The organism is Bradyrhizobium sp. AZCC 1693 (assembly GCF_036924745.1).
GTDB lineage: Bacteria > Pseudomonadota > Alphaproteobacteria > Rhizobiales > Xanthobacteraceae > Bradyrhizobium.
Map to the genome: position 1 here is coordinate 3,653,647 of NZ_JAZHSD010000001.1, position 16,713 is coordinate 3,670,359.

Genomic DNA, 16,713 nt, shown 5'->3' on the forward strand with positions numbered 1-16,713 from the left:
ATCGCTTCACGCCAGCCTGTGCCTGAAGAACGCCAAAATTTCGTCGCGGGCTGCGATTGTCGGCTGGCCGGCCTCGTCGATCAGGTGCGCGGTGACAACGCTATGCGGGGTCGTGACGTGGCGCTCGAAGAACGGCGCAAGATCGGTATTCGCCGCACTGTCCGGCAGCACCCGCCCGATGAAGCGATCACCGAGCGCCTCTGCATACGCCGCGAAGCGTTGCGCCATGCAGAACTTGTCGCCCGCGAAGCGATAGGCCATCACAGTCAGATCTTCCCGCTCGAGCCGTTCGCGGACGGCCTTGACTTCGTCGGGTGCGATTTCAATGCCTGCCGGATCGTTCAGCGGCAGCGACGGCTGCGAGAGCACCGGCGCCAGCATCGATGGCTCGAGCATCATGGTCAGCGCAAAATTTCCCGTAAAGCACATGCCGATGGCGCCGACGCCGGGACCGCCGCACTCGCCGTGCGCAAATCGCGCCAGCGAACGAAGCCACTTCGTCACGGGGCTGGATTCGTTTGAGGCCAGGGCGCGAAACTCGGCGCTCACGCACGCGCGCTGAAAGATCGCGGCGCCCTCCTCCGCGCCTGGGACGGCGCCGTCGCGACCGAACAGCGACGGCATGTAGACGGTGAAGCCGGCATCGCGGACCCAGCGGGCAAACCGCGCGACATGCGGGCTGATGCCCGGCATCTCCGTCATCACGATGACGGCAGGCCCTGTGCCGGCCACGTAGACGACCTTGCTGACGCCATCGAGCGTGATATCGCGGCGCGTGAAATCCTCGAGCGGATCGTCCTGCTTCATGGACCGTTTCGGCATCGGCGCAATTCCTTGTTGGTCGATGGATACCCGGACGAGGGCCGCAGCGCAGCGGCCGAAGATGCCTGCGGCCAAGGCCTCCGGGGCGATGTCTTCACGGAGATCATTGCGATTTCGAGGCCGGCAGGCTAGTGTCAAAATTGACATTAATCGGGTATTTTCTGACATGACCAAAGTCGCGGTTCTTGAGATCGAGCGGTGCATGGCTTCGAGCGCGGCCATCACCTACGACGTCATGGCAACCGCCAACCGCATCAGCGCTGCGAAGCGCGTTCCGCCCTTCAAGGTCACGACGGTGCGTTGCGGATCCCGCCGCAGCAGCGTCGATCTGCGCGGAATCGAACTCGTCATCGTCCCCGGTCTTGGAACGGCGTCGGCGGACGCACTGGACGCGAAGTTGAAGGGCCCGGCGTGCCGGCATGCGGCCGACATGCTGATCCGGGCGCACGCGACCGGTGCGATGCTCGCCGCGTCCTGCGCGAGCACCTTCCTGCTGGCGGAGACGGGCTTGCTCGACGGCCGGCGGGCGACCACGACATGGTGGTTCGCGCCGCTGTTCCGGCAGCGCTATCCCGCAGTCGAACTGCTGACGGAGCAGATGGTGGTCGCCGATTGGCCGATCGCAACCGGCGGCGCGGCCATGGCGCAGATGGACCTGATGCTTGCGGTCGTCGGCCGGTTCGCTGGACCAAGCCTGGCGAAGGCCTGCGCCAACTATCTCCTGCTCGATGAACGGCGCTCCCAGGCGCCATTCATGGCGATCAACTATCTGGCGAGCCAGGACCCCAGGATCGCCAGGGCCGAGGGCTGGGTGCGCGACAACATCGCGCGCGACTTTGCGATCGAGGAGCTGGCCGAAGCCGTCGCGCTGGCGCCGCGGACATTTGCCCGGCGAGTTGCAGCGACATGCGGCGTTTCACCGATTCAGTTCGTGCAACGGATCAGGCTTGAGACCGCGCGATTCCTGCTCGAGACCACGCGCCTGTCGGTCGACGAGATCGCACGGCGGGTCGGTTATGCGGAGCCTTCCACGCTTCGCCGGCTGATCCGGCGCGATACGAAACATCCGCCCGGGCATTTCCGTCCCACCGCTTGAATGTCTCCCTCGCCCGCGATATCGCCAGCCTCAGTAGCCGAGTATGGCCTTCACCTCGAGATATTCTTCAAACCCGAACACCCCGAACTCACGCCCATTGCCTGACTGCTTATAGCCACCGAACGGCAGGCTGCGGTCGAAAGGAGCACCGTTGAGATAGACCCGCCCGGCGCGGATGCGGTTGGCGACAGCGCGAGCGCGATCAGGATCGCTGGACTGCACGAAGCCCGCCAGTCCGAACGGCGTATCATTGGCGATTTCGATCGCCTCATCCTCGGTGTCGTAGCTCATGATCGACAGCACGGGTCCAAAAATCTCCTCGCGTGCAATCTCCATTTGCGCGAATGGACTCCACAGCCTCACGCGCCGCAGCGAATGCCGCATCGCGCTGCGCGCGAGGGATGAGCATGCCCGTGGGAGATTGGCAATTTTGGCCGACGTTTGTTTAGCAGGCGTGAACGCCCTGGATCACGGCGGCTTTCACGTCGGCGTCGGCGAGGATGATGTCGGCGGATTTTCCGCCCAGTTCCGGCGACGCGCTTGACCGTATCCGCCGCAAGCTTGGCCACTCTTACACCAGCCGTTGTCGATCCGGTGAACGACACCATTTCGATCTCGGGATGGGCGGCGATCGCCTCGCATTTTTCCATTGCTTCCCGTCCACGACGTTACGCCGCGCTGTCGTTAGCGGCTTGTTTCTAGAGGTGCCTGCCCTCATCCACCGGCACCACGATTCCCGTCGAACTGGTCAGGTTGACGACGCAGGCAATCGCCGCCCTTGCGACATCGTCGGGCGTGGTGACGTGGGCCAGCGGCAGTTTTTCCGCGATCTTCTGCAACTGTTCGCGACTCCGGCCGGCGACAAAATCCGTATCCACGCCGGCTGGCGAGACCGAGAACACGCGGATTTTCGGCGCGAGTACTTTCGCGAGTGCGATCGTGAGCGCGTCGACGCCGGCCTTTGCAGCCAGATAGGCCAGGCTGCTGCCCAAGCCGGTGCGCGCCGCGATCGACGAAATGTTCACGATGGCAGCGCCACTGCCGCGTTCCAGCAAGGGACGGAAGGCGCGAACCATGGCGAATGGCCCGCGCAGATTGAGCGAAACGGTCCGATCGAAGATCTCGTCCGTCAGTCCCTCAAGATCAGCGGCGGGCACTGGCGTCGTGGCGCCTCCGCAATTGACCAGCACGTCGAGCCGCCCGTACTGCTTGTCCACGGCCGCCGCTGCCTCAGAGATCGAAGCCGGATCATCGATCGCGATGCGCATGGCGAGATGTCCGCGGCCTTGCAAGCCCCCGATCACCTCTTCGGCCTGCGCGCGTCGGCTGTTGTAGCCGACCACGACAGCCGAACCCATCGCGGCGAGGCGCGCTGCCGTCGCCCTGCCGATGCCGCTGTTGCCGCCCGTGACGAGCGCAACCTTCGGAATCGACAGCGGAGGAATTTCAATACCAGTCATCCATGCTCACATCGTGATCTTTGCGGCCTCGATCACGGGACGCCATTTGGCACGTTCGCCGTCGATGAACGCCTTGAGGTCATCCGGAGATCCTCCGACGCCTTGCAGCGAGTTTTGCTCGAGGATGATCTTGCCCTTGTCGCTCTTCAGAAAGGCGTTCACCGCGTTGTTCACCTTGCTCACGATGTCGGGCGGCGTACCGGTTGGAGCTACGATCGCGTACCACGCGGTCGCCTCGAAGCCTTTGAATCCCGCCTCCTGCACCGTCGGCACATCGGGCAGTTGCGCGACGCGCTGGCTCGTCGTCAAGGCAAGCGCGCGGACCTTGCCGCTAGCCACCAGCGGCAGATAGGTCGGCATGAAATCCATCGCGACATTGACCTGTCCCCCCAAGAGGTCCGTGATCAGCGGCGCTGAGCCGCGATAAGGCACATGCGTCATCTCCACGCCGGCAAACTGCTGGATCAGCGCCGAGGTAATGTGTCCGAGCGTGCCGTTGCCGGGATGGCCGACATTGACCTTGCCCGGGTTCTGTTTGGCATAGGCGATCAGTTCGGGGAGCGTCTTCGCCGGAAAGTCTGATATCGCCGCGATGATCAACGGAGACTTGGCGACGAGAACGACCGGCATGAAATCGCGATCGGAATCGTAAGCCAGGCCCTTGTACATGAACTTGTTGAGCGCGATCGGCGCCGGCGTCCCGAACAGCCACGTATGGCCGTCGGCAGCCGCCTTGGCGACCGCCATCCCGCCGAGATTGCCGCCCGCGCCCGCACGGTTTTCGACGATGAACTGCTTGCCGAAGTCTTCGCTCAGCGCATGCGCAACGGCGCGCGCCAGGGTATCAACGGCGGCGCCGGCAGGGAACGGCACGACCATGGTGACCGGGCGGTTCGGCCACTCCTGCGCCACGGCGTGGTGCCTTGGCGCAATGGCAAGTGCGAGGCCCAGCAGGCCGAAAGAGAGCAAGCGCATGTTTCCTCCGAATTGTGTGCGGGGCTTGCGTTGGCGCCAGCGCCTATTCTGCCGCAAATTTGTCCAGGCCCTTGCGGCCCAGCCATTTCGATAATTCATCCGCAACGGCTTCATTATTGAGATCGGCAAAGGCGATGTGCGTATTGCCGCGCAGGCCCGCATCTGACAGCAGCAAGACCTCGCAATCTCCGCCATGACGATTGACGATGTCGCAGAAGGTTCGCGCCACCTGGACGGAAGAGGCCCAGATCGGACGCGTGTCGGTGTAGTCGCCGAACACCATCTGGATCGGAAACTTCGTCAGCTTCTTGAACTCGGCCAGCGGCACGGCATTCGGACCGTACGGCGCGTCCGGCTTGGGCTCGGGCCCTTCGCCCTCAGGGAAGACGAAGCCCGGGGTTTCGTAGGCAACGATGCCCTTCATGTTGTCGCTTTTTGCCTTCAGCGCCGACAACAGCGCGCGCCAGCCGCCCGCGGAATTGGTGACGGCAATGACGGGGCCGATCTTGTCGATGGCCTGACCGCCGGCTTCCGCCTGCAGCAATGCATTCTCGAGCGTATCGAACTCGTCGTAGCGGGCGCGCGTGGCCTGGTTCCAGGCTTCCTTGTCGGCGGTCGGAAACTGCAGGCCCGGATGCCAGTTGAGATAGGTCAGGCCGAAGCGCCAGGCGGCAAAGTTGCGTTGATCGAAATAATCTGGCGTGTAGGTGATCGGCTCGCAGCTCCAGTTCGCGCGGCCGACGCGCGGGCCGTCCCAGAGGTAAACGGGATATCCCCTGCGCAGGAAAATGCTCTTGTAGCCTTCGCCGCCGTCCCAGCGGTTTTCCCAAACCTTCGTGCTGGAGCTGTGCCACATGATCAGGCCGACGTTGCGCCTTTTCGCGGGGATAAAATATTCGACGTAACCATGGTCGCAGGAGAGCGTCTGGCTGGGGTCACCGGGCTTAGTGACAACCTTGCCGCCCACTTCATACGCGCCCGTTGATTCCAGGACGATCGGAGGCTTCGGTGGCTTGCGGCCCTCTTCCGCGAAGGCTGTGTTGCTTAGTCCGGCAAACAACAATGCCGCGGCAAACGGCTGCAACTGCTTCCAGCCTTTCAAAGGGCTTCTACCGCAAATCATGATCAGCCTCCTCCCCAAATGATGCACGCCGCTTTTCGCGGTCTTTGCGTTTGTCTTGCTAGGCGGCGTCCTGCGCGGCCGACTGGCTCACCGGAAGATTAAGGAACCGCGCGGCGTTGTTGCTGATGAGCTTCCTGATCGCAGAGCGTGACATCTGCAGATCGAGCAGGATCTGCGTGATGCTGCGAAAACCATCGACCGGACGCTGCGAACCCTGCAACCCGAGGTCGGACGACAGGATCGTGTTGTCGACGCCGGCCACCTCGATCAGGTGCGCGAGATCATCCGAACTGTACTTCAGGGATTTACCTTCGATGAACATGCAGATCGAATGTTCCATCTTGACGCCGCGCGCGACCAACTGGCGGATATCGGTGTCGTTGCAGCCGACAATGTAGGTCGGATGATTGACCATCATCTTTTTGACGCCGCGCCGCGCCGCTTCGTCGAACAGGATGTGCAGCTCGCTGGCCGGCAGGTGACCGCCGGCCAGGATGATGTCCGCCTCGGCAATGAGGTCGATGACCTTCTTGGTGTCTTCCGTGAGCTTGCCGTTGGCGTCGAGCGCGGAAAGCGGAATCGGATCGAGCATTTTCTGCGCGGTCTTTGGAAAGGTCGAGTTCCCCTTCGCCATCGCCTCGATGTGGTTCGCGGCCGACAGCGTCGGCAACCAGACGATCTTGCCGCCGAGCTTGATCGCGTGATCGACGGCGTGGGGGTTGATGCCGCCCGACGCATTGTTCAGCACAATGCCCGAGAACAGCTTCACATTGGTTTCGGGGAACAGCTTCTCCAGCAGGATCGCATGCGCCATGCCGGCATAGAAGTGATCCTTGTAGAGCACGGCGCGAAATTTCGCGGCCGCCGCATCGAGCAGTTCCTCGTGATGATCGAGAATGCGCGGCATGGCCGCCGGTCCGCTATGGCAGTGCAGATCGATCGCGCCGACGAGAAGCTCGGCAACCTCCGCCGCCCGCGACAGCGGCGGCAGCGGTACGGTGGTCGGGTAGGATGCTTGCTTGTCGGCCATGGTCGGGCCCTTTCGGTTGAATACGTATCAGGCAGCGGATTTGCCGGCGGAAGTTTGCGCGGGCATCGGATAATCGTCTTCGTTCAGCACCCAGCCCGGCTTGGCCGAAAAGTCCATGCGCGGCGGGCAGAAGATGTCGACGAGAATGTTGAGCTTGGGATCGACAGCCTGCGAGGTGTGGATGGAGGGTGGCGGGATCACTGCGATCGAAGGCGATCCGCAGGTTTCGTGATCGTCGTTGCGCCACTGGGCCATGTCGGTCGTCCATGGCCAGCGCAGGTGATGAATGAAGGTGCCGGCCAGCGCCAGCGAGCACTGCTCGAAATCGTCATGGTGGTGCGGCGACATCTTGCTCGGATCGCGCGGACCGTTTTTCGGCTCGAGGAAATTCACCATGAAGGTCGAGCAGCGGAAGATCCGGCCGAACCGACCCGGTGTTGCCGCGACGTCGAGGCTGTAGGTGCGGATCTTCGCACCCGCAGCCGCCTCCGGCCACGGCTCGAACGGTGGCAGATTGGGATGCGGCGTCGCGTAAGACGCGGCGTTGGAGCACAGCCGAGTGAGATCTTCCGACCGCGTCGTCATCATGCGCACCACCTTGGCGGCACCGAGCAGCGTGACGGAGCTTGCGCCCGGCGGCACGAAACTGATGGAGTGACCGCCGACGACCTTGCGCTCGTTGCCCCACACGATTTCGGCGCCCGCGCCGGGATCGGGAAGCAGCACGACATATTCGTCGGGTTGGTTGGTCCGGCTCAGCACCGCGCCCTTGTCGGCGTCGGCATAGGCGATGATGAAATTCTGGCCGCGGGCATACCAGGTGCGTGCGCCGTTCTGATCCTCAGTCGGTGGCGTTTCGTAGAATTTCGCATATTCGGCGCCTGCAAAATGCGTGGCGGCGGGTTTGGTGCCGACCGGAGCAGCAGCGAGCGCCGCGCGGGGATCAGAGCTGTGATACATGCGAGCCATCCGTGGTTTGAACGAGGGTTTTGAAGTCGGTGAGGGTTTGCGCCGCGGCCCGGCGCATCTGACCCTGATCGGATGAGATGATGAAGGCGCTGGCGCCGAGGCCGGCGAAATCCCTGGCTTCCGACGCGCTCGCGACCATCACGCAGACCGGCTTGGCGGCTTTCTTCGCCGCCGCAATGATCCTGATAACTGCATCCTTCACGGACGTGTCGGCCGACGATTTGGCGCCAAGCGCGACAGTGAGATCACCACGGCCGATGAAGAACCCGTGGATTCCGTCGACGGCGGCGATGGCGTCGATGTGATCGAGCGCTTCCGTGTCCTCGATCATCGCGATCGCGCAAACCGATGCATCCTGTTCATCGACCAGGGACCACATCGGTGTGGCGCCATAGGCGCCGGCGCGGGCCGAGCCGGAATAGCCGCGCCGTCCGCCGCGGTATCGCGCAGCCGCCGCAATCGCGCGCGCCTTCTCGACGGTTGCGACATGGGGCACCAGCACGCCAGTCGCGCCGCAGTCGAGGCACGACAGGATCTTGGCCGGATCGTCCGACGACACCCGCACTATGCCGGCGAGGTTACTGGCGCGCGCGGCCAACAGCATGACATCGGTCACTGCGCGATCGATCGGCGCGTGCTCCTCATCGATCACGACGAAATCATAGCCGAGCGCGCCGAATATCTCGGTCGCGTGTGTGGTGGGCGTCTTGATGAACGAGCCGACGACGTGCTGCCGCGCGGAGAAGCGGCGGCGGAATGACGAAAAATGCGGCCTGACGACGTCTCCGGACACGGCTGTTCCTCCCCGGCCATCTGCACAGGCTTGCCTTGAGAAGGCAGACTCCGGCGTGGCGCTTGGCGAAAACCATTGCAGGGAGGACGCCGCTCGGCCATAGCTATTCGGTCGCGTTCCACCAGGTGGAATTCCATCGTATGCCGCTTAAATCCGACACCGTCGAAGCCGCCTCCCGCACGCTCCTGCTGCTGGAGGAGCTCAATCGCCACCGCGTCACCTCGATCGATCGCCTGCACAGGGCGACCGGGCTGCCGAAATCGACCGTGGTGCGATTGATGAAGTCGCTATGCGCGATGGGCTACGCCGCCAACGACCGGCGGCAGGGCGGCTACGCGGTCGCCTCGCGGGTCAAATCGCTGAGCAACGGCTTTCACGGCGATCCGCTGGTGGTGGAGGCTGCGCGCCCATGGGCGCTCGCCTTCACGCGGCAATATCACTGGCCGATCGCCATCGCCGTCCTCGACAGGAGCTCTGTCGTGGTCCGCTTCAGCACCATTCCCGACAGCCCGGTCTCGCCGTTTCATGGCACCCTCAACATGCATCTCAGCCTGCTCGGGCGGGCGCTGGGGCGCGCCTACCTGGCCTTCTGTCCGACAAGCGAGCGGTCGATGCTGCTCGACATGCTGGCGCGGTCGCAGGAGAGCGAAGACAAACTCGCCACCGAGCGAAAGCGCGCGCTGACTTTGTTGGCCACGATCCGCAAGCAAGGCTTCGCCGAACGCGACCCGATGGTCGAGCCGCGCTCATCCGGCACGATCGCGCTTCCCATCATCGTCAACCAGCGCGTGCTCGCCACCGTCGGCATGACCTATTTCACGTCGGCGCTCGACCGCGCGGACGTCGTCCAGCGCTACGTCCCGCTTGTGAAAGCCTTGGCCGACAATATCGCCGCAAGCGTCTCTTCATTGCAGCAATAGAGAGGTGACGCGTGACCGTATCCCGCCTTGACGGTCCGGAACAATTCCGAAACCCTGTCTCCTTCTTCTGGGGACTGATTTCAGTGATCGGCTTTCGCCTACGGCTAGGATCGATAGACTCATTCCGGAAGAGGACGGTTACCGGAATTGGCATCTCTATTGCTTGCGGGCAAAGGGCGTGCGAGGGGAAGGACACAGTATGATCCGCCTGTTTCTTGATCGAATCTACCTTTTCTCCGGCTATCTCGCCGGACTTTTCCTCATTGCGATTTTTGTGCTGATGATGCTGCTGTCCGGCGGCCGGCCGCTCGGCATCAATATTCCGGCGGGCGATGATTTCATCTCCTGGTGCATGGCGGCAACCGCCTTCCTCGGGCTCGCGCACACGTTCAAACATGGCGAGATGATCCGCGTCGGCCTCTTGATCGACCGCCTCAACGACAATGTCCGCCACTATGTCGAGATAACAGCGCTCCTCGTCGGCGTCGGCTTCATCGGCTTCTTCGCGTGGCATGCATCGGTCATGACCTGGCAGTCATGGAAATTTTCCGACATTTCGCAAGGCGTCATCGCGGTGCCGCTGTGGATTCCGCAACTCGGCTACAGCGGCGGACTTGTGATTCTCTTCATCGCTTTTGTGGATGAGCTGGTCCACGTCCTGCGCGGCTTCGCGCCGCGTTACGAACTGCCGAAGCCGCAGAGCGCCGAGGAAATCGTCGAGCGCGCCATGCAGAGCGGGGTCTGACATGGAGCTTCTCTCCATAGCCGCGATCCTGCTTGGATTTCTTGCGCTGCTGCTCGGGGCCGGCGTCTGGATCGCCGTCGCCTTGATGGCGACGGGATGGGCCGGCATGCAATTCGCCGGCGGCGGCATTCCGGCGGGCAGCGTGCTGGCGACAACGGTGTGGGGCAACAGCGCGTCTTGGTCGCTGGCGGCCTTGCCACTCTTCATCTGGATGGGCGAAATTCTGTTCCGCACGCGGCTGTCGGAGGAAATGTTTCGCGGATTTGCGCCCTGGCTGAACTGGCTGCCGGGCCGGCTCATGCATGTCAATGTGCTCGCCTGTGGCGTATTCGGTTCGGTGTCGGGATCATCAGCCGCGACCTGCGCCACGGTTGCCAAGATTGCCCTGCCGGAGTTGAAGAAGCGCGGCTACGACGAAGACTTAAGTCTGGGTTCTCTCGCGGGTGCGGGCACGCTCGGCATTCTCATCCCGCCGTCGATCACCATGGTGGTCTACGCCGTGCAGGCGAACGTCTCCATCATTCAGGTTTTCCTCGCCGGATTTCTGCCGGGCCTGCTGGTGATGGTGCTCTATTCCGGCTACATCGCGATCTGGTCGCTCGCCAATCCAAAGCGCACGCCGCCGGCCGATCCGCCGATGAGCCTGCGCAGGCGCATTGCAGAGTCGCTCAATCTCATTCCTTGTCTGCTGCTGATCGTTTTCGTCTTTCTGTCGTTGCTGATGGGCTGGGCGACGGCGACGGAATGCGCAGCCTGGGGCGTACTGGGCTCGCTCGCAATCGCATGGTGGCAAGGCGCGCTGAGCTGGGAATCCTTCTGGGCGAGCGTCATGGGCGCGACGCGGGTCAATTGCATGATCCTCCTGATCCTGGCGGGCGCCTCCTACATGGGCACGTCGATGGCCTATACCGGCATCCCGCTGGCGCTCGCGACCTGGGTGAACAGCCTGCAGCTCAGTCCCTATGCGCTGATCGCGGCGCTGACCGTGATGTACATCGTGCTCGGCACGGCACTCGACGGCATTTCCATGATCGTGCTGACCACGGCCATCGTCATTCCGATGGTGAAGCAGGCCAGCTTCGATCTTGTCTGGTTCGGCATTTTCCTGGTGCTGGTGGTGGAAATGGCGGAAGTCTCTCCGCCCGTCGGCTTCAATCTGTTCGTCCTGCAGACCATGAGCGGCAAGGATTCCAACACGGTCGCCAAGGCGGCCCTGCCGTTCTTCTTTTTGCTCGTTCTGGCGGTTGCCATCATCACGGTCTTTCCTGCTATCGTGATGGTGCTGCCGCGGATCGCGTTCCCTGGCTAGAGAAAGGTATTGTCATGTTCAGGCTTATTAAGACGTGCGCTATGGCCGCCTGCGTCGCGGCGCTTGCCGCTCCCGCACTTGTTGTTCCAGCACTGGCGCAGACCAAATGGAATCTCCCGGCGGCCTATCCGGCGGACAATCCGCATTCGGTGAACCTGATCGCGTTCGCCAAGGACGTTGGCGACGCCACCGGCGGCAAGCTGCAGATCACCGTGCATGCCGCCGCATCCCTGTTCAAGGCGCCGGAAATCAAGCGCGCGGTCGCCACCGGACAGGCGCAGGCGGGTGAGGTTCTGATCTCGCTGCATGAGAACGAAGATCCGATGTTCGGCATCGATGTCATCCCGTTCCTGGCGACAAGCTATCCGGCAGCCAAGAAGCTGTGGCTCGTGTCCAAACCCGCCGTCGAAAAGAAGCTCGCATCGCAAGGCCTGATGCTCCTGTTCGCGGTGCCGTGGGGTCCGCAGGGCATTTATTCCAAGAAAGACCTTAACACCGTCGAGGATATGAAAGGCTTGAAGTGGCGCGCCTACAATGTCGGTACCGCGCGCATCGCCGAACTGGTCGGTGCGCAGCCTGTCACCATCCAGGCGGCGGAACTGCCGCAGGCGCTGGCTACCGGCGTTGTGAACGCGTTCATGACCTCGGGCTCGACCGGCTACGACAGCAAGGCCTGGGAAAGCATGACGCATTTCTATGATACGCAGGCCTGGATTCCGAAGAACGTGACCTTCGTGAACAAGGCGGCGTTCGACGCGCTCGACAAGCCGACCCAGGAAGCCATCCTCAAGGCGGCCGTGGTCGCCGAAGAACGCGGCTGGAAGCTCGCGGAAGAAAAGGCGAAGTGGTATCTCGAACAGCTTCAGGCCAACAAGATGAAGGTGCTGCCGCCGCCGCCGGCGCTGAAGACGGGCCTTGAGAAAGTCGGGGAGCAGTTGACGGCCGATTGGCTCAAGAAGGCCGGCCCCGATGGTGAAGCCGTGATCGCGGCCTATAGAAAGTAGACCATCGTTGTTGCGTCCGGCGTTCGCTCGCCGGACGCAACAGTTTCGCAAGGGGAGGCGATCGGCCCCTCACCTCACCCGGCTTCGATGCACGCTTCCATGATCCCATCGATCTCGGCGATCGAGAGAACCCCGATCTCGGCAATGAATACGATCCGTGTCCGCGGCGCTCCGGCCGGCAGCGCCCCGCCCGGAGCCAACGTCGCGCGCCCGCCGGCGAGCTGAAACACCGTCAACCGCCCGGGCTGCTCCACCGTCTCGAACAACCCCTTCGCGCGCGCGAGCTTCGGCGCCAGCCGACCGATCGCTTGCTGCAACCGGGGGAGCGACACCGGCCGTTCCGATGTCCAGCTCAGCGTCTCGAACCGGTCGGCCGCCGGCCGTCGCGGCCCTACCTCGCGCGGCGCCGGCACGCGGTCCAAATCCGCGGGAAACAGCAGCGCTGCAGGGACCTCGCCATGCAGCGCATCGACCACCACCGCCGCCGGACGCACCGCCCGGACGGCATCGCGCAACTTTGCGCGACCCGCCGTGTCCACGAGGTCCACCTTGCTCAGCGCCACCACGTCGGCCGCCCGCAGTTGGGATCGCAGCAACGCGTCGTTCAACGCTTCTCTCGTTGTCGTCGCGTCCACCACGCACAGCACCGTTTCCAGCGGCGCCTCCCGCCAGATCAGGGGATCCATCAGGTTGCGCACGATATCGGAGGGATCGGCGATCCCGCTGGTTTCGATCACGATGAACTCCGGCCGCGGATCACGCCGCAGCAGGGCGGCGAGCGTGCGCAACAGATCGCCTTCCAGCGAGCAACAGATGCAGCCGTTGCTCAGGCTGACCACCCCGTCGCTGGCGCCCGCGATCAGCTCCGCATCGATGTTAACAGCGCCGAAATCGTTAACCACGGCGGCGATCCGCCGCCCCTGCGCATGCGCCAGCAGATGGTTCACGACCGTGGTCTTGCCCGCCCCGAGGAAGCCGGTCACCAGCAGGATCGGAACCGCCACAATCAACTCTCGGCAACGGGCCGGCGCACCGGCCGGCCCGGCCTCGCCGCCACATCCATCACGCCATCTGATATCAGCGGCTGGCCGCTGACCACCAGATGCCGCACGCCCTCTGACGGGCGGTTCATCGCCGAGAAAGTCGCCCGGTCGGTCAGCGCGTCGAAATCGAACACGACGATGTCGGCATCCGCGCCTGGCTGCAGCCTTCCCTTGGCGCGCATCGCGGGCGTGCTGCGCGAAAGGATCTCCGCCGGGATCAGGGCGCATTTGCGGACGCCTTCCAGGAGCGACAGCTTCTTGCGCTCACGCACCCACTCGCGGATGAAACGGGTGAAGCAACCCGCCGAACGCGGATGCGAGGTGGCGTCATCAGGCAGCGGCCAGGCGTCGCCGGTGTAAGCGCTGCCGTCCGACAGCGTCCAGGGCATCGCGTCGGACGCGATCGCGCCGCCGGGATACAGCACCGATATGTCCAGAAGGTCACGATGGTGCGGATTGTTCTCGGTATCCAGGATATGCCACAGCACCAGCGTGGAGGGCTCCTCCGCCTGCGCTGCCAGCAATTCCTTGCGGTCGCGGAAGCGCCGCCCGTCGGTCACGCGCTGCACCGAATCGTAGCCCAGTCCATTGCGCGCCTCGAACTCCGGATCGCTGAAGAAGGCCGCCGCCAGCACCGTCGAACCGGTGCCGTAGGGATAGGCCTCCACCGTGATCGGCAGGCCCTGCGCCTGCGCCTTGGCCACCAGCACGGCGCAACGCTCCACGTCCGTCTTGCTGGAAGAGTTGAAGTGGCAGATGTGCATGTGGGCTCCGGTAGCGCCGGCATAGCCGATCAGGCGGATATAGGCCTCGGCGGCGCTTTCCGGATCGATGCGGGACATGTAGGCGACGTGGGTGAAGGTCGCCACATCATGCGCCGCCGCCAGTTGGCAGACCGCAGTGAGCTCCTGTACGCCTGCGCCCGGGGCATAGGCGTTGAGAATGCCGATACCGATGCCGCCCTCGTTAAGTCCGATTGCGAGGCGGTCGAGGATACCGGCCACCTCCGTGTCGCTGGCCACGTTGTCGATCCAGCGGCGATCGCGCATGGCATTGCCGAACGCCTCCAGCGAGCTTTCCGCGTTGGAGCCGGTCATCGCGCCGATGCGCGCGAAGGCCCAGTTGGCGGCGGCGCCGTAGTTCAGCACGCGTCCCTTGGCGGCCTGGCGCCGATACCAGGATGCGACCGGCAATACGCCCGCCTCGAGGTCGAGCGTCGTCGTCACTCCGTCGAACGCCTGCATGCGGTCGGCCGGGATCGACTGGCCGTGCGCGTGCAGGTCGATGAAGCCGGGCGCCACCACCAGCCCGGTCGCATCGATCATTCGCTCGGCGCCGCCGAGCCCGGTGCCGACAGCGGAGATCCGGCCATCCACCACCGCCACGTCGCCAGTAGCGTCCATCCCGCTCGCCGGATCCACCACCCGGCCGCCGCTGATCACCAAGCCGCTCATATCGTTACTCCCCACGCAAAACTTTAGACCCGGCAGGCCGGTAGCCGCTCCGCAAGTACGTAAACCGGCTGCGTGCGGGCCGTCTCGATTCTCCAATAGAGGCAGATTTTCGGACCGACGACCACCTCCGCCGATGCTGAGGCATCATGCACCACGGCGACTACTGCAGATATCCGACCACGAGACGTGTAGTCTCGTCGACGAGCGTCCTAACCACTTCATCCGAGAGCTTTTCAGAGCGGTGCAAAACGGCCGTATGGGCCAGCGCCTCTATCGAGGTCACGCACACGAATGCCGCAAGTCCCAGGTCGACCGTGCGAAGTTCATCGCGGTGGCGCTCGAGATAGGCCCTGAAGAGAGCATGGGCCTCACGATTAAAGGCTTCGACATTCTCGAGGCGTCCCGTGCGCGGAATCTGCTCTGCAAGGACGCGATGTAGCTTGGGATCGATGCGATGCGCCTCGATCGCGACGGCAACAATCCTGCGCACCGCTTTCTCAATCGGCTGCGAGGCGACCTCCGCCAACGCGGCACGGACGACCCGCATGATTTCCTGATTATGACGATCGATGACGGCGGCAACCAGCGCCTCTTTGCCAGGGTAATATTGGTAAAGCGAGCCAACGCTCACGCCCGCCACCTCAGCAATCCGGTTGGTGCTGGCTTTGTCGAAACCTTCCCTGACCAAAATGCGAGCCGTCGCTTCAATAAGCGCGTCAACCGTCGCACGTGATCTCTCTTGAGAGGCGTTTTTTCTGGGTTTGGTGGGCGGCTTGCGCGCCATGTCATGCGTTCCAAATGCGAGTATGGAATACGAGCTATCGCTCATATTCTATCCCAGACGGCGACAAGTAGACAGATGCCATGACCCGCCGGACACCAAGCAGGATGTAGCCATGAGCGTTGACGAGATGCCATCAACACAGCAGATTCAGGAGCTGCTGCCGGACGACACCGGGCCGAGCTGGCAGAGCCGCTGCATCAATGGTCTGCTACGGCTTCTTCCCATCAAGAAGCAGACGGCGTCCGCCGCTGCCGTACAAGAGCATGTGCGCAGACTGGCATTGCGACCGGCTTGCTATGAACCGACGGGTTTGGGCCGCGCTGTCGAGGTGACTTTGAAGAATGTGGCGGGATGGCCGGTTTATTATACGGCGCCGTCTGCAAAGCCCAATATCGGCAACTACGTGCTGTTCTTGCACGGCGGCGGCTACATCAACGAGATCGTCCGCGCCCATTGGCGCTTCATCGGTTACTTGACTCGCCATGCTCGCGTCCGTTGCGTCGTTCCCATATATCCGCTGGCTCCCCGTGCCACTGCAAAGGACGTCGTGCCGGCCACGGGTAACCTGTTATGGAAGCTTCTGGAAGATGCCAGGCCCGCGAAAGTCACGGTGGTCGGCAATTCGGCGGGCGCTGGATTGGGGCTGGCGGCAGCCCAATGGTTACGAGATTCCGGATATCGGCAACCGAACGGGCTGGTGCTGATCTCGCCCGGAGTGGATGCTGCGATCAGCAGCCCGGAGCATATGGCGATCGCTGCGCGTGACCCCCTGCAGGATATTCCGGGCATCATCGAAGCGGGGCGGCTTTATGCTGGCGACCTGGATGTCGCCCATCCGTATGTCAGTCCGTTGAATGGCGATTTCCGCGGGCTGGCGCCGATGATCGTATTCTCCGGTACGCTCGACCTTCTCTATCCTGACAGTGTCGAGTTGGCCGCAAAGGCGCGGGCCGCGGGTGTGCCGGTCGAGCTTCATCTGCGAAAAGACCAGCCACACAACTATGCGGGGATGCCGACGCCGGAAGGCCGGCAGGCGCGTGCGATTATCCTGCGCGCCGTTGCCCAGGGACTGACGTGATCGCCTGCTGATGCAGTCTGCGGTGAGCCCAAGCAGCGCTTCGTCGAACAGTGCCGCAGAAAATCGCGGAATATCGTCGCTTGGCGCACCACTCAGAATGAAACGGCG

16 protein-coding genes and 1 pseudogene are annotated in these 16,713 nt (G+C 63.4%); 6 read left to right on the forward strand and 11 right to left on the reverse strand.

The window, feature by feature from the left end; translation table 11 throughout:
* Nucleotides 1-6: 6 nt before the first annotated feature.
* A complete protein-coding gene (locus tag V1293_RS17355; RefSeq protein WP_334511104.1) occupies nt 7-822 on the reverse strand; it encodes a dienelactone hydrolase family protein in 816 nt (271 codons plus the stop codon).
* A gap of 166 nt (nt 823-988) precedes the next feature.
* On the opposite strand from V1293_RS17355, the gene V1293_RS17360 reads away from it, so the two are divergent.
* On the forward strand, nt 989-1,918 hold the full coding sequence (locus tag V1293_RS17360; protein ID WP_334511105.1) for a GlxA family transcriptional regulator: 930 nt from the start codon (nt 989-991) through the stop codon (nt 1,916-1,918).
* Nucleotides 1,919-1,948: 30 nt separating this feature from the next.
* Here V1293_RS17360 and V1293_RS17365 read toward each other — a convergent pair.
* From V1293_RS17365 to V1293_RS17395, 7 genes and pseudogenes are all read right to left on the reverse strand, one after another.
* Nucleotides 1,949-2,556, reverse strand: a pseudogene (locus tag V1293_RS17365) (aldehyde dehydrogenase family protein); the annotation flags it as partial.
* A 60-nt stretch (nt 2,557-2,616) separates the two neighbouring features.
* Nucleotides 2,617-3,378 (reverse strand): SDR family NAD(P)-dependent oxidoreductase, encoded by a 762-nt coding sequence (locus V1293_RS17370; protein WP_334511106.1) that lies wholly within the window; start codon nt 3,376-3,378, stop codon nt 2,617-2,619.
* Nucleotides 3,379-3,384: 6 nt separating this feature from the next.
* On the reverse strand, nt 3,385-4,353 hold the full coding sequence (locus tag V1293_RS17375; protein WP_334511107.1) for a Bug family tripartite tricarboxylate transporter substrate binding protein: 969 nt from the start codon (nt 4,351-4,353) through the stop codon (nt 3,385-3,387).
* A 43-nt stretch (nt 4,354-4,396) separates the two neighbouring features.
* Nucleotides 4,397-5,476, reverse strand: coding sequence for an alpha/beta hydrolase (locus tag V1293_RS17380; RefSeq protein ID WP_334511108.1), 1,080 nt, complete (start codon nt 5,474-5,476; stop codon nt 4,397-4,399).
* 58 nt (nt 5,477-5,534) lie between these two features.
* Nucleotides 5,535-6,506: a DUF6282 family protein gene (locus V1293_RS17385; protein WP_334511109.1), complete on the reverse strand. Its 972-nt coding sequence runs from the start codon at nt 6,504-6,506 to the stop codon at nt 5,535-5,537.
* A 27-nt stretch (nt 6,507-6,533) separates the two neighbouring features.
* Nucleotides 6,534-7,466 (reverse strand): hypothetical protein, encoded by a 933-nt coding sequence (locus tag V1293_RS17390; protein ID WP_334511110.1) that lies wholly within the window; start codon nt 7,464-7,466, stop codon nt 6,534-6,536.
* Entirely contained in the window at nt 7,450-8,268 is an 819-nt protein-coding gene (locus tag V1293_RS17395; RefSeq protein WP_334511111.1) for an HpcH/HpaI aldolase family protein, read from the reverse strand. The genes V1293_RS17390 and V1293_RS17395 overlap by 17 nt, the downstream gene beginning before the upstream one ends.
* Before the next feature lie 62 nt (nt 8,269-8,330).
* On the opposite strand from V1293_RS17395, the gene V1293_RS17400 reads away from it, so the two are divergent.
* From V1293_RS17400 to V1293_RS17415, 4 genes are all read left to right on the forward strand, one after another.
* A complete protein-coding gene (locus V1293_RS17400; protein WP_334511112.1) occupies nt 8,331-9,188 on the forward strand; it encodes a DNA-binding transcriptional regulator in 858 nt (285 codons plus the stop codon).
* Nucleotides 9,189-9,387: 199 nt separating this feature from the next.
* Nucleotides 9,388-9,933: a TRAP transporter small permease gene (locus tag V1293_RS17405; protein WP_334511113.1), complete on the forward strand. Its 546-nt coding sequence runs from the start codon at nt 9,388-9,390 to the stop codon at nt 9,931-9,933.
* Nucleotide 9,934: 1 nt separating this feature from the next.
* Nucleotides 9,935-11,242 carry a TRAP transporter large permease gene (locus tag V1293_RS17410; RefSeq protein ID WP_334511114.1) on the forward strand — a complete coding sequence of 436 codons (1,308 nt, stop codon included), beginning with the start codon at nt 9,935-9,937 and terminating at the stop codon, nt 11,240-11,242.
* A 41-nt stretch (nt 11,243-11,283) separates the two neighbouring features.
* Complete coding sequence (locus V1293_RS17415) at nt 11,284-12,246, forward strand: TRAP transporter substrate-binding protein (protein WP_334516766.1); 963 nt, start codon at nt 11,284-11,286, stop codon at nt 12,244-12,246.
* 74 nt (nt 12,247-12,320) lie between these two features.
* On the opposite strand, the gene V1293_RS17420 is transcribed toward V1293_RS17415, so the two are convergent.
* The 3 genes from V1293_RS17420 to V1293_RS17430 form a co-directional block, all read right to left on the reverse strand.
* Nucleotides 12,321-13,250 carry a CobW family GTP-binding protein gene (locus tag V1293_RS17420; RefSeq protein WP_334511115.1) on the reverse strand — a complete coding sequence of 310 codons (930 nt, stop codon included), beginning with the start codon at nt 13,248-13,250 and terminating at the stop codon, nt 12,321-12,323.
* Between the two features lie 2 nt (nt 13,251-13,252).
* Entirely contained in the window at nt 13,253-14,743 is a 1,491-nt protein-coding gene (locus V1293_RS17425) for an amidohydrolase family protein (protein WP_334511116.1), read from the reverse strand.
* Nucleotides 14,744-14,903: 160 nt separating this feature from the next.
* The gene (locus tag V1293_RS17430; RefSeq protein WP_334511117.1) at nt 14,904-15,527 is read right to left on the reverse strand and encodes a TetR/AcrR family transcriptional regulator; all 624 of its coding nucleotides are present in this window, start codon (nt 15,525-15,527) and stop codon (nt 14,904-14,906) included.
* A 112-nt stretch (nt 15,528-15,639) separates the two neighbouring features.
* Here V1293_RS17430 and V1293_RS17435 point away from each other — a divergent pair, with 112 nt between their 5' ends.
* Nucleotides 15,640-16,605 carry an alpha/beta fold hydrolase gene (locus tag V1293_RS17435; RefSeq protein ID WP_334511118.1) on the forward strand — a complete coding sequence of 322 codons (966 nt, stop codon included), beginning with the start codon at nt 15,640-15,642 and terminating at the stop codon, nt 16,603-16,605.
* Nucleotides 16,606-16,713: the final 108 nt, after the last annotated feature.